Origin of the sequence: uncultured Nostoc sp., assembly GCF_964245445.1 — a bacterium.
In the GTDB taxonomy this organism is placed as follows: Bacteria; Cyanobacteriota; Cyanobacteriia; order Cyanobacteriales; family Nostocaceae; genus Nostoc.
Window position 1 is genome coordinate 1 of sequence record NZ_CAXTNE010000231.1, and the last position, 13051, is coordinate 13051.

10 protein-coding genes and 2 pseudogenes are annotated in these 13051 nt (G+C 42.0%); 7 read left to right on the top strand and 5 right to left on the bottom strand.

Features of this window, described 5'->3' with window-relative positions:
- Positions 1 to 61: 61 nt before the first annotated feature.
- The 3 genes from kdpA to ACFE90_RS28820 form a co-directional block, all read right to left on the bottom strand.
- Complete coding sequence (kdpA, locus tag ACFE90_RS28810) at positions 62 to 1828, bottom strand: potassium-transporting ATPase subunit KdpA (RefSeq protein ID WP_375505804.1); 1767 nt, start codon at positions 1826 to 1828, stop codon at positions 62 to 64.
- 506 nt (positions 1829 to 2334) lie between these two features.
- On the bottom strand, positions 2335 to 2895 hold the full coding sequence (locus ACFE90_RS28815; protein ID WP_375505805.1) for a hypothetical protein: 561 nt from the start codon (positions 2893 to 2895) through the stop codon (positions 2335 to 2337).
- Positions 2896 to 3316: 421 nt separating this feature from the next.
- A complete protein-coding gene (locus ACFE90_RS28820; protein WP_375505806.1) occupies positions 3317 to 4552 on the bottom strand; it encodes an FIST N-terminal domain-containing protein in 1236 nt (411 codons plus the stop codon).
- Positions 4553 to 4922: 370 nt separating this feature from the next.
- Between ACFE90_RS28820 and ACFE90_RS28825 the strand changes: the two genes are divergently transcribed.
- The 7 genes from ACFE90_RS28825 (at position 4923) to ACFE90_RS28855 (ending at position 11870) form a co-directional block, all read left to right on the top strand.
- Positions 4923 to 5168 carry a Calvin cycle protein CP12 gene (locus ACFE90_RS28825; protein ID WP_100901547.1) on the top strand — a complete coding sequence of 82 codons (246 nt, stop codon included), beginning with the start codon at positions 4923 to 4925 and terminating at the stop codon, positions 5166 to 5168.
- A 678-nt stretch (positions 5169 to 5846) separates the two neighbouring features.
- Positions 5847 to 6443: a DUF3177 family protein gene (locus ACFE90_RS28830; RefSeq protein WP_375505807.1), complete on the top strand. Its 597-nt coding sequence runs from the start codon at positions 5847 to 5849 to the stop codon at positions 6441 to 6443.
- 36 nt (positions 6444 to 6479) lie between these two features.
- Positions 6480 to 6776, top strand: coding sequence for a hypothetical protein (locus tag ACFE90_RS28835; protein WP_375505808.1), 297 nt, complete (start codon positions 6480 to 6482; stop codon positions 6774 to 6776).
- A 402-nt stretch (positions 6777 to 7178) separates the two neighbouring features.
- Positions 7179 to 7670 carry a hypothetical protein gene (locus ACFE90_RS28840; RefSeq protein ID WP_375505809.1) on the top strand — a complete coding sequence of 164 codons (492 nt, stop codon included), beginning with the start codon at positions 7179 to 7181 and terminating at the stop codon, positions 7668 to 7670.
- Positions 7671 to 7732: 62 nt separating this feature from the next.
- Positions 7733 to 8848, top strand: a complete 1116-nt coding sequence (cbiD, locus tag ACFE90_RS28845) for a cobalt-precorrin-5B (C(1))-methyltransferase CbiD (RefSeq protein WP_375505810.1) — start codon at positions 7733 to 7735, stop codon at positions 8846 to 8848.
- A gap of 224 nt (positions 8849 to 9072) precedes the next feature.
- Entirely contained in the window at positions 9073 to 10692 is a 1620-nt protein-coding gene (gene guaA / locus ACFE90_RS28850) for a glutamine-hydrolyzing GMP synthase (RefSeq protein WP_375505811.1), read from the top strand.
- 773 nt (positions 10693 to 11465) lie between these two features.
- Positions 11466 to 11870 (top strand): response regulator, encoded by a 405-nt coding sequence (locus ACFE90_RS28855; protein WP_375505812.1) that lies wholly within the window; start codon positions 11466 to 11468, stop codon positions 11868 to 11870.
- A gap of 424 nt (positions 11871 to 12294) precedes the next feature.
- Here ACFE90_RS28855 and ACFE90_RS28860 read toward each other — a convergent pair.
- A pseudogene (locus ACFE90_RS28860) lies at positions 12295 to 12570 on the bottom strand (cation transporter dimerization domain-containing protein); the annotation flags it as partial.
- Positions 12557 to 12877 (bottom strand): annotated as a pseudogene (locus ACFE90_RS28865) (LD-carboxypeptidase); the annotation flags it as partial. The pseudogenes ACFE90_RS28860 and ACFE90_RS28865, both read right to left, overlap by 14 nt.
- Positions 12878 to 13051 lie beyond the last annotated feature (174 nt).

Genomic DNA, 13051 nt, shown 5'->3' on the forward strand with positions numbered 1-13051 from the left:
CGTAGAGTGTGTGTAAGTCCTAAACTTCTAACTCACTCATCTTTCCCCATTCCCCTAATCCCTAGCCAATGCCTTTAGCGATAAAAAAGGCTTCACCAATGGGGCCTAATGCAAGTACTGGGAAGAATGTAAGTGCGCCCAGGATTAAAATCACGCCTGCGGTAACGCCTATAAATAGTCCGGTATCGGTTCGCAATGTACCAGTGGTGTAGGGAACAGCTTGCTTACGAGACATACTATCTGCTAAAAACAGCAAACCCAGAATCGGAATATAGCGTCCAGCAATTAAACTAAAACAGGTACTCAAGTTCCACCACAAAGCGGTTAAAGTTGGTGCTGTACCTGTAGCGTTGGCGAAGCCCGTCGCAGACATCGCAAAAGGAGACGGTTGTGAATCTCCCAAACCTTCAAAGCCAGAACCGTTATTAGCAGCAGCTGAGGCATATTCGTAGATAACTTGAGCAAAGCCGTGAAAGCCGGGATTACTAATTCCTGATAGTTGATCGGGAAATGCCAAGGTGATACCTGCGGGAATCATAATTGCGATCGGGTGAACCAGCAGAATCAGGAAACTAGCAAGTACAACCTCGCGCTTCTCAATCTTGCGTCCCAGAAATTCTGGTGTCCGCCCCACCATCAGCCCTGTAGCGAACACAGCCAGAATCAGGTAAGCAAATAAATAAGCGGTTCCTGTACCCTGTCCACCCCAAATAATTTGCAAGAACATATTAGAAAGGGTAATAAAACCGCCGTTGGGCATAAAGGAGTCGTGTAAACTATTAACTGCGCCGCACATAGTACCAGTTGTACTCGTTGCAAATAATGCAGATTGTGCCCAACCAAAGCGGACTTCTTTACCCTCTAAATTCGGTTGCTGATTACCCAGCAGTGCATTCACAGCCGGATTGCCATTGTATTCACCAATAGCAGTGACGATGATAAATACTACATAGAGAACGCCTACCATGCCGTAGACTAACCAAGCTTGCTTAGTGTTGTTCGCAAATAACCCATAAGTGTAGATTAGGGAAGTGGGAATCGAAAGCATAGCCACAATTTGAATCAAATTAGAAAATCCGTTGGGATTTTCAAAGGGATGTGCCGAGTTGATGGCGAAAAAGCCGCCGCCGTTTTCCCCTAATTGCTTGATAATTTCAAAATGGGCAACAGGGCCACGAGCGATCGCTTGACTAATATTCGGATTTTCCAAAGTAGGGAATACAACTGCACCCCCCAGAGTTTCTGGAACGCCAGCGGCCATCAAGACAATGCCGCCCACAATACAAATAGGCAGCAAAATTCTGGTAATCGAGCGAATTAGGTCTACATAAAAGTTGCCTAACGATCTACCAGTCAATCCCCGAATAAAAGCAATTCCTACCGCCAAACCAGTTGCAGCAGAGGTGAACATGTGATAACCAAGCCCCCACATTTGGCTGCCATAGCTCATGTATGTTTCACCAGAATAATGCTGCTGGTTGGTATTAGTAATAAAGGAAATAGTCGTATGCAGCGCTGTGTCCCAAGTTGGGGCATTTATTCTCGTGGGATTAAGGGGCAACCATCCCTGATTCATGATGATAAAGAAAATCAGCAACCCCATTACTACATTGCTGTATAGGATTGCCCGGCCATACTGCCAACCCGTCATATTTTCTTTGTTTTTAACACCAACCAAGGCATAAAGCACTCGCTCAACCGGATTCAAAATTGGGTCGAAAAAAGTACTTTGCTCAAGGTAGACACGCGCCATATAGCGCCCAAAAAATCGAGTAATCGCTACTACAATTAGTAACGTTAATACAATTTGAATCCATCCTTCTAACATTGGATTAGTCGAACTCCGACATGAATAATTTTCAGGTTAATATTAAATATTTTCTTGCCATGAATCAGAAAACATAATGAAGTCTATCGGCATTATTGTTAACTAACCTATAACTATGTGCTTCCTCAATCAATCATGGAGCTTTTTGTTAAAGAACACAAGGTATAAATTAATATTTAAACTAGCCTATACAAGGAATATATTTTTCTATATATACAAGTCTTCAGAGCATTTATATCGATATATATCTGCAAATATAGAAGGACAGCTAAATGCTAAACAAACAGCTATTTTGCGCTAAAACGGGAACATCTTACAAGCCAAGCCGACGAAGGCAGTTGTAATACATCTGTAAAATAAAGTGCCTTTTGTCAATCAGTTAAAATACTCAAAATGTTCTTACTAAAGTGGAGGAAGTGACCGACGTTCACCTCCTCCAATCTTTTTTAATTATCAATAGCCTGCATCTAATAGAAAACACCAAATTTCAACAAAGTAAAAAAGGATTAGTCAGCCTTAAGTTTCACCCCTTGGAAGCTGTATTTAAAAACTCCATAGGGAAGCGGTTTAGTCTTTTGATCCAGTGGACTGTTATTTAGATCATAGTAACTATACTTGTAGGTTCCATTCACTGTGAGAGTTTGTGGATTGAACTTCAAGTGATATTCAGTAACCGCAATATTGCCTGGTAATGACCCTGATGGGAAATTGAAATCAAGTGCCTTGCCAACAATCTCGTTATTTCCAGTACACTTCCAGCTACCTTGTGAAGGACCAAAGGGTTGGTCATCTGGGTTGGATGAACCCGGAACACCATTAGCCAGAGAGTCATTGGCAATGAGATTACCATCTGCGGTAAAAGTTGCAATTTCGCGGTATGACGAGGGTTGACTAGAAGTTGAATTTGTTTGGGTAAGTGTCGCAAGGTATGTGCCAACGACCGTTCGGCGACATAGATTTTCCGAATAATCGTTAGCATCTGCCTTGTGCGGATTTATGAAGACCGGAATGGTCAATGCCAACAGACTGCTAATCATAAAACTGGCAATAGCTCTGCTTTTTTTCATCACAAAACCTCCTGTAACAGCTTATTAGAGAAAGTTGGAACAATATTCAAGAATGGGGTTCAAATCGAACAATAAATAGGATGTGCTTCGTCTGAAAAATTCTAGTTAATTCCCAGGCAAAAACTAGCCCTTTTATAATTTAAAAGAACACGATTCCTATTAAGTTGCGATCGCCGATCAAGCTTGGAAAAACTATCGATTAGCTGGGCGCTAAAACTGTCATATTTGATGGCGATCGCAATTAAGTGACAGTACTGACTATTAAATAGTATTCATATATGAACAACATATTTGATAAACTTTCATGAAGAAGGGAACAAAGGTGTATATGTACTAGGGCAAACGCCAGATAGTCAATAAGCCCAACTTGTACTCCTTTGGAGAACCCGCTATGAAAGTAACTGCCGTTCAGGAGTCTAATTCATAACTGATTTTGGCGACAAATTCCAAATGCACAAGTGTAGGCGTGTAAGAAGGTTCTGCCACCAACAGGGCCGATTTCACCACCACAGAAAAAGCCGCCTATAGGAATATCGTTGAGATAGCGCCGAAATAGTTCAGAATCGAAATTGGGTTTACCATACAGTCCTTCACCTCGCCCCAGACAGGCAAACATTAAGGCAGCTACGGCAGAGGGTTCAGATTCTCGTTGGGTTTGATAACTTTGGAGGAGTAATTCTAGGTCTTCAGCAGAGGCTTGGGCATCGCGGAGGTGGAATTGCAGCCTTTGTCCTGGACGGACGCGATCGCCAATTGCGATCGCCCCGGCTGTTGGATCGACCCCAAGAATACCACGAATTAAAAAGTCTCCCTGTTGCAAAGCCAGCTTAAATTCATCCATCGCCACACCAACAAACAGAGAGTGCTGTGCTAAAGTCCGTTCGTGTTCGCTGAGACTAGCAATTAAATCTCGCAATACCACTAGCGGCACTTGCTCATCTAACTCTAAGATGATGTTGCGATCGGCTTTTGTAACTTGCAATGGTTTGCCAATCGGTCGGCATCCTTGGGCTACAATCGTTTCCAAAACAATATTGCCAGTCAAAGCTATGCCGATAGTACCCTCACGATACAGGCTTTGGCATTCCCCGCCCTCAGTATCATTACAAAAAAGGGCAACACGACCACCCATACCCCCACCGCTAGCCTGTCCCCCCACTATCACCGATCCTGGATAAGCAAAATCCAACCCCTGCAATAAATCGTTGATTCCAGAAGCGAAAGAACTAGACAGCAAAATGAACTGGGGTGTCGGTGATGTTGGCACACCGAGCAAATCAACCCAAGCATCTGGAGAACTATCTAAATCAGGTAATTCTTCAGCAACAACATGAAAGACTTGAACCTTCACCCCTGGAAGGTGTGCTAAAGTCAAGCTAATAGCTGGTTCAGCTTCTAATTCTTGGATTTCTCCGTTAACTGTCGTCCCAATCACACCTCCACCACTACAGCCAATTAGCACTGGTACAGAAAGTTTCTCAGCTAACAAGGGTAACAGTCGGGAATACTCACTCGTAAAAGCAGACGAAATGAATACCAGTCCTAGATCCGCAGGTGCTGTTAACAATGAGACAGCTCGTTCCACCACATCTGTAACAGCTGCTTCCAAAGAATGACGGGTTGATAGGGCGTTTGCCCACTGCATTTGGTCTGCCATGAGTTTTGAGCTTCTTTCTCTTTTTAGGCTAGTAGGTTTTGATTTTTAATTTTGGGAAGAATTGCATCTTACAAGAATTAGTGCCAGCCTTTTGTCTCCTCCATCCCAAGAAGCTGGGGTTGTCATTCCCTAATAGATGCATCTAAATATATTGTATGATTGTTTATCTATGGTACTAATTCCACAAAATCTTAAAAAATAAAGATGAATGCATTATAGATGCGGTAGTTTACTGTATTGGTTATAAATCAATAGGTGAAATTACTAAGTTATGAGATGAATGGTTAGAATGGTTAGTAATCAAGCTAAAATCTGCCATTTCTGAAGTTTTTCTATACTAGTATTAACAACACACAACGAGACTAAAGCAATGACCAACATCCAAGAAACAGCAAAGAGCGATATTCAAGAGAAAATCCAAGAAGAAGTGGAGCAAGCGCGTACTGTCTGTGACGTTAGCGGTAGTAACTCACCAGAGTGTGCTGCTGCTTGGGATGCAGTAGAAGAATTGCAAGCCGAAGCTTCCCACAAGCGCCAAAGCAAGCCAAAAAATTCTCTTGAACAGTATTGTGATGACAACCCAGATGCAATTGAATGCCGAGTTTACGACGACTAAAAATTTAGACAAGTGAATTTTTTGTTCGTTTGGTAAACAAGCAACCAAAATTTACTTACTCAAATCTTGCACTCTCACCTCACTCCCGCCTAAAATCTTACTCCCCCTCTTTCATCATTTGCCCCAACAGGTAAATAATTGGTGAAATATTTGGAGCTATGGATGCATAAGGGTTAAAATTTGAGGTTTTTTTATCTTAAAAGGAAACTTTTACACCCAAAAAAATTGGGGTTTTGTCCGAGAGTGCCGAGTATATAGTCGGTGGGTGGGTTTTAGAACTCTTTCTGACGCTACTTGCAAATAGGTGCAAAATCTGAGATGAGGATATTTGAGTTGCTTGTTTTTTCCCAGATAGAGAGATTGAGGAAAGTGAATTAAACAATTTACCATTTAATACCTTTTCCAAAAATCTTTGCAACAAATGAATTGAGCGTAGGGGCGTACATCTGTATGCCCCTACAAACGTATTTACAGTATAAATTCCGTGAAATAGTATAAATCGGGTAGCCACTTGCTTGCACAAAAAAGTTAGAGCGCAGTCTTGAAGCTAGACTTTGTGCTTTGATTAAACTGTTATGTAATTATAGATAGACTAATAGCTAGCTAATAGCTTACAGTTTGTCAGTTATGGATTTTGTTCTTGGTTAAAAATGTTTTATTTATCGTTTGAGAAAAACTATGGACTATAACGTTTGGTTTCGCCCTTTCGTCTGGATGGATTACCGACTGGCAGTATTATTCCTGGTAGTTATTCCGCTAATTCTTCTAATTTGGGCATTTGTACAAAGAGCGGAAGGCATACAACGCTTATTGAGTATATACTGGCGAGTATCAAGCCTGGTAGCAATCACGATTTACTTAATGATTGCCCAGTATCCAGTTAGCTTTATCTCTGGGTTGATAGCTCAGATTTTGATCCCGATTTCGCTGTGGTTCTGGGTGGATATCAACGATGAAATTGAGTATCAAACCAGTGGCGCTTTGAAATTGATTTTTACTTCTTGGCGCTGGGCTACAACTGTTTATTGTATTTTGGGTACACTAGCCTTTATCCCTTTTTTAGGTTGTGCTTTTTCTGGTAGTGCGCTGAAGACTTCCTATTGTCGCGTTTGGTTTGAGGCTCCGTTGCTATTCAAAGAATATTTCCATGCTAATAGCAAGGCTGAGTTTTTAGGTTTTCTCGGCATAACTAGTTTAGTAATTTATGTGCTTTACTTAAGCTACTTTGTTCTGATTAAGTTAGGCAAGCAGGGACGCTCGGCCACACCACAGTAAGCGTTGTTGCACTACCATACCCCTACTCTTAAAAAAATGGATTCCATTGGCAAGCGACTGGAACAATACACCGCTAAACGTCCCCAAGAAGTCCTAATTGTAACGGTGGAAATTGCTGATGAGCAAGATACAATTGCTATTTTCAAAGGCTTTTCTAGTTCTTTGATGCGCCCTACAGCATTTGATGCAGATGTACCAGTTCTACCTGATGGGGCAATTATCCTCAATATTGACCGAGTAACCAGTCCTTACAATCCTGAAGCACCCCGTTATATTCAACAAAGACTCTCTTGGGAAGCTATGGAAGCTCTATTATCAGAAGTAGGAGTCTAACTAATTACTAATTTGTAATTTGTAATTTTGCGGCAAGGCTGACTTTGAGATTGTTGATGGCTGGATAAGGGTTTCAGGTAAAAATTTCTGTAATTAATTTTGTCTTACTACTTATGTAGCTGTATTAGAGGATGTTTGAAAAGTCGATGAAAGGTATAATTCGTCATTCTGAAGGTAACGAAGTGGAGTGAAGAATCCCGATTTTTCGTTAAATTGTGAGATGCTTCACTACGCTGGCGCTCCGTTGGGCATGACATTTTATACTTTTCAAACAACCTCTTAGAGTGTTATGTATAAAAATTCTGTATATTACCCAATATGGGGAGTTATATAGAAAGTTTGGGTATAATCAATAGTTCTGCCGTCGCGCGCGGCTTGGCTCGAACCGGTAGAATAGGAAATATGAGCTGCACGATAAACTACTTCTTCAACTATCCGCAAGATTTGGCTCAAACAGCTAAAGATATTAACGAGTGCCTGGGTTGCTCTTTGGCTCCGTATTTGGGTAACACGGACGATTGGTTTGACATATTCTTGAGCATGGAGTTCTCGTTTGGTGAACAGCGTCTCGGGAACAATGGCGAACTTGATTTTGAAAACTTCAGATACGGAATTGATTTCAGAACTGCGGCGGGAGCGTCTGCCGCTCGTCCGATTCAGTTGCCTGCCATTGCAGCAGTCGTTTATGCTTTTTATTATCAGCTTGGTATCACTGGTATTTTAGTTTTCGACGTGGAGATTCTTATTGCTCGTTACGAGGAGAGAGATATTCCAGACTGGGGCAAAGGGCTTTATGATGTGGTGTCCAATAATCCATTCGTCGGGTTTGGCGCTCATCTCAGGTTGCTGGAGCAGCGTATGCCCGATTCGTGGCGCTTCTACATTGACAGGTAGCGAAGCTTCGTGACGCTGCGCGAACAATTTTGAAGAATTTTTTTAACTTTTAAATTTACAAAATGTCCCGTTCTGGATACACACTCCCAGTATTTGCCTGTGCTTCTGCTGTTGCAGCTTTACACTGGTTACGCGATCGCCAACCCCTAACTTTAGCATCTATAGATTTGATTAAACCCGCTCAAATTGCAGAAATCCCCATTGAACAGGTAGCAGGATTATCTGATAATACAGCTTTAGCAATCACCCGTAGCGATCCTGGTGATAATCTCGATTTGACTAAAGATACACCGATTTGGGCATTGGTGGAATGGCGAGAACAGGGTGATGATGCTGTAATTATTAAAGGTGGGGAAGGAATTGGCAGGCAATTAAATGCTGACGACAAGCCAGCTATTTATGCTTATGCTCGAAGGCTTTTATGCGAGAATTTGCAACGAATGCTAGCGCCAGGGGAAAAAATCACGGTGACGATTATTTTACCCGAAGGGCGATCGCTTGCTGTTAGGACTTCAAATTCTGCTTTTGGTGTGGTTGAAGGACTTTCCCTTTTAGGTACAACTGGCATTTCTCAACCCTTAAGTACACCAGATCAGCTTGCAGTTTTCCGGGGCCAATTACAAAATAAAGCCAATCGTTTTGAAAGTTTAGTATTCTGCATTGGGGAGAATGGCCTAGATTTGGCGCGTAAACTAGGGATTAATCCTGAACAATTGGTCAAAACTGCTAACTGGCTTGGCCCAATGTTAGTAGAAGCTGATGTGCTAGGCGTGAAAGAAATCTTATTATTTGGCTATCACGGTAAACTGATGAAACTGGCTGGAGGGATTTTTCACACCCATCACTACTTGGCTGATGGACGGCGGGAAATTTTGGCAGCACACTGTGCGATCGCAGGTTTAAAATCACCAGATATCCAAACTGTGTTTAATAGTGCAACCGCCGAAGCAGCACTAACATACCTAAAATCGCTAGATGCATCAACCGGTAGTGATTGGGTAAATCAAGTTTACAGTGCGATCGCCGAAGCCATCGATGTTCGTTCTAAAGAATACATCCAAAGTCATAGCGAAAAGGGCACAGGAGTAACAATTTGTGGCTCTATCCTCTTTGATCGCGATCGCAAAATTATCGTGAAGAGTAAAACTGCTGGTCTGTTGATGGGAAAATTATGTTAATTTATTATGAATAATCGTAAACAATTCAAATAAATAATCTTCTAAGTAACCACTCTAGGGTAAGTTTATCGTTTTAATACCATCTCCGACTCCCGGACTAGACAAACGCACATAACCTCGCGTTTGTAAAGGTTCTCTATACCATTATCAGCCTACCCAGGCTGAATAATAGCATCACCATAGACCACAAAGCATCTACCCTTAACAGACATAACACTCCCGTCATGAATACAGCGGTGATACCAACAGAACAAGCGCCCCAAACATTGGAAAACTTTGGGAGACTTGATCGCCAATTGATTGTAATTCTGGACTTCGGCTCTCAATATTCTGAGCTGATTGCCCGTCGCATCCGCGAGACTCAAGTATACTCTGAAGTTTTGTCTTATCGCACTAGTTCTGCACAATTGCGCCAACTCAATCCTAAAGGAATCATTCTCTCTGGTGGTCCGAGTTCGGTTTATGGTAATAACGCTCCCCATTGTGACCCAGAAATCTGGAATTTAGGAATACCCGTTTTGGGTGTTTGCTATGGAATGCAGTTGATGGTAAACCAACTCGGTGGGGAAGTGGCAAAGGCTGACCGAGGTGAGTACGGCAAAGCCTCATTATATATTGATGATCCTACAGATTTACTCACGAATGTTGAAGATGGCACCACCATGTGGATGAGTCATGGAGACTCAGTTACCCAAATGCCATCAGGGTTTGAATTGCTGGCACATACAGAAAATACTCCCTGTGCTGCGATTGCTGACCACGAAAAGAAACTTTACGGCGTTCAGTTCCATCCAGAGGTGGTGCATTCTATTGGCGGTTTAGCATTAATCCGTAATTTTGTCTACCACATCTGCGATTGCGAACCTACTTGGACAACAGCCGCTTTTGTCGAAGAGGCAATTCGGGAAATTCGCGCCAGAGTTGGTGATAAGCGGGTGCTGTTAGCGTTGTCTGGTGGGGTGGATTCTTCCACTCTGGCTTTCTTGCTGTATAAAGCCATTGGCGAGCAACTGACTTGCGTATTTATTGATCAAGGTTTTATGCGAAAGTATGAGCCAGAGCGATTGGTAAAGCTGTTCCAAGAGCAGTTTCACATTCCTGTAGAGTATGTTAATGCTCGCGATCGCTTTTTAGCTAAAGTTGCTGATATCACAGATCCTGAAGAAAAACGCCGCCGCATCGGACACGAATTTATTGCTGTATTTGAGGAAACATCCAAACGCCTTGGTCACTTTGACTATCTGGCTCAAGGGACTCTTTATCCAGATGTGATCGAATCTGCTGACACCAACGTTGATCCCCAAACTGGTGAGCGGGTAGCAGTGAAAATTAAGAGTCATCACAATGTTGGCGGTTTACCCAAAGACCTAAGATTTAAATTGGTGGAACCACTGCGGAAACTATTTAAAGATGAAGTCCGCAAAGTTGGGCGTTCCATTGGTTTACCAGAAGAAATTGTCCAACGGCAACCTTTTCCTGGGCCTGGTTTGGCAATTCGCATTCTGGGAGAAGTCACATCTGAGCGGTTAAATATTTTGCGCGATGCAGATTTGATTGTCCGGCAAGAAATTAACCAACGCGGTATGTATCATGATTTCTGGCAAGCGTTTGCTGTATTGCTGCCAATTCGTAGTGTTGGCGTTATGGGGGATCAACGCACTTACGCTTACCCGATTGTTTTGCGGATTGTGACCAGTGAAGATGGCATGACTGCTGATTGGGCAAGAGTCCCTTATGATGTACTGGAAGTGATTTCCACTCGGATTGTGAATGAGGTGAAAGGGGTGAATCGGGTGGTTTATGACATCACCTCTAAGCCGCCTGGAACCATTGAATGGGAGTAACCCAGTTTTGAGTTGACTTAGTTCAGAAGCTGATAAACGAATTTGATATTTTAAATTTTGGATAATGGAATTGAAAGATTCAAAACTCCAAATTTTAAAAAGTCTGTTCATTCAGCGTCTGCACCAAGAGCAAGCGAATTTATTCGTGGTTTACTTCTACGAAAATCTCAACCTGTTATAGGATTACTATTTGATTTTTCAAAAGATACGTAATAGGGTGTTAAGCCTAAAATGATGCATTAAGTGTAGGTTGGTTTGAGCAATGCTAAACCCAACACTCATCGGGATGTTGGGTATCATTCTTCGCTGCGCGACGCTGACGCGAACGACCCAACCTGCAAAATTTATTGCACAAATTTAGCCTTGACATACTAACTAATAGGGTGTGTAGCTGCGAGAGTATCACACCAAATTATTATAAATGGTGCGTTACGGATTTCATCTTAACGCACCCTACAGTACGTAATTTTGTTCAAAAATAAAATAGGAATTTTATCACAATAAAACAGTCAGTAATTAACAAGATTATTCTTGAACTCCAATTATTGGTAAAAGTTAATTAAAGAATTAAACACCAACATAATTTTATCCCGTCAACAATTCTAAATGCCAGCCAAGAATTAACCATCTACTTGATGGTGGCTGGACAAATTGAGTTATTTTCTAGGAAAATAGACGCGATCGCAGTAAAATTACCAATGGTGTGGCCACTGAGAAAAAACAAGCAGCTTATTAGAAATAACTTTCATGTGATCAACATTAATGGAGATGTTATGGAATCTGCTCTGCCCCTTGCTGGCTTAAACATCCTCGTAGTTGATGATGATGACGATAGCCGATTTTACATTACTACCGTGTTGGAAGCTGATGGAGCCACCGTCATAGCAGTTGCATCGGCAGAGGTAGCATTGAAAGTATTACCTGAGTTGCAACCAGAAGTTTTAATTTGTGATATTGCTATGCCTGGTGAAGATGGCTACACTCTCATCCGCAAGATTCGAGCACTGAAGTCTGATATTTGGGAAAAACTCCCAGCTATAGCTTTAACTGCCTATGGCGATAGCGAGTATCGTAGCCGTGCGCTGGAAGCAGGCTTTCAGACTCATGTGGCAAAACCGGTTGATCCAGGAGAACTAGTTGCGATTGTTGCTAATTTAGTTGCTTATTATAAGAGTTAATGAAAAGATGCAGTGATTTATTGGTGGTCATTTGTTATTTCTCTAAGGGAACTCCAAAAAATAAATTATCCAATTTCTAGACTTCACTACGACTTTCCCTCCCCTGCCTTCTGCCTCTATAGCGATGGTATATTTTTTTATTTGGAAGTCCCTAATCTCCCTCATCTCCCCTCATATTCTTGATCTAAAAGTAAACTGGTTGTTAGTCAACACCCTACACTGTACTTCAGCAAGTTGTAGGGTGTTTTTTGTAAAAATAAACAAACGATAACGCATGCAAGAATGCATCCAGTCAATAGCCAAAAATTTGGCATAATCGCATTTGTTAATTTTGAGCAAAGCCGAAAACGTTTTAGTTAGCTGCAAAAAAGTCGGAGTTAAGGCTTTCTTATCTGAAACAAGGCGTGATTTTAAATTGCTTAGATTACTTCGCTCCAGTTTCAAAGCTAATTTGCTCAGACTTATAGGCTAGTGGCTCGACATGAATTAAAATCCTGACTGGACGGAACCGTTCTTCTAATCGGCTTTCTACTTCTTCGGTGATGTGGTGAGCGGTTTCTACGTCTGGTGCATCTACTATTAAATGCATTTCGATGAAGACTTGACGACCAAGAACACCGCGAGAAGCAATATCATGACAGTTAACTACACCTGGAACAGAAGTAGCGATCGCATGAATTGCTTCTGGTGCGATCGCTAAACATCAAGTTTACATCATCGGCGCGATCGGCATCTTTACCCGCTAAATAGCCGTAACGGTCTAAAATATGTTTCCCCAGCTTGACATTTAACCCTAAATGTAAAATTGATTGCTGTGCTGCTTCGATGTCTTTAGCGTCAACGATACCCGCAGGGGAAATCAATCCTACGGTATCACCCGCTTGCAGGTGCGGCGGCTTGCTGCTGGTGTTTGCAGATGGCTTACCTTGGGCGGTAAGTGGTGATATCTGGGTGGCTAGTGTAGCTAGTCCACAGGTTGTGAGAAATTGCCGACGCTTGATATTCATAACCATTGAGTTGGGGATTAGGGATTGTTTTTCTAATACCTAGTACCCAGTTTTGTAAAGAGTAGTTATAGCACAATACAGTTCAGTTAGCGCCAAAAACTTTAAACTGCGTAGGTTGAATGAAACTATCCCACTAATAAAAAAGTATGGTAATCTACTTCTCAACAAGGAGGG

Bases quoted from the DNA above. Each gene is read 5' to 3' on its own strand.
- ACFE90_RS28825 (WP_100901547.1), top strand. From the start codon at position 4,923: ATGACCAACATCCAAGAAACAGCAAAGAGCGATATTCAAGAGAAAATC.
- ACFE90_RS28840 (WP_375505809.1), top strand. From the start codon at position 7,179: ATGAGCTGCACGATAAACTACTTCTTCAACTATCCGCAAGATTTGGCT.
- ACFE90_RS28835 (WP_375505808.1), top strand. From the start codon at position 6,480: ATGGATTCCATTGGCAAGCGACTGGAACAATACACCGCTAAACGTCCC.
- ACFE90_RS28820 (WP_375505806.1), bottom strand. From the start codon at position 4,552: ATGGCAGACCAAATGCAGTGGGCAAACGCCCTATCAACCCGTCATTCT.
- ACFE90_RS28815 (WP_375505805.1), bottom strand. From the start codon at position 2,895: ATGAAAAAAAGCAGAGCTATTGCCAGTTTTATGATTAGCAGTCTGTTG.
- ACFE90_RS28855 (WP_375505812.1), top strand. From the start codon at position 11,466: ATGGAATCTGCTCTGCCCCTTGCTGGCTTAAACATCCTCGTAGTTGAT.
- cbiD (WP_375505810.1), top strand. From the start codon at position 7,733: ATGTCCCGTTCTGGATACACACTCCCAGTATTTGCCTGTGCTTCTGCT.
- kdpA (WP_375505804.1), bottom strand. From the start codon at position 1,828: ATGTTAGAAGGATGGATTCAAATTGTATTAACGTTACTAATTGTAGTA.
- guaA (WP_375505811.1), top strand. From the start codon at position 9,073: ATGAATACAGCGGTGATACCAACAGAACAAGCGCCCCAAACATTGGAA.
- ACFE90_RS28830 (WP_375505807.1), top strand. From the start codon at position 5,847: ATGGACTATAACGTTTGGTTTCGCCCTTTCGTCTGGATGGATTACCGA.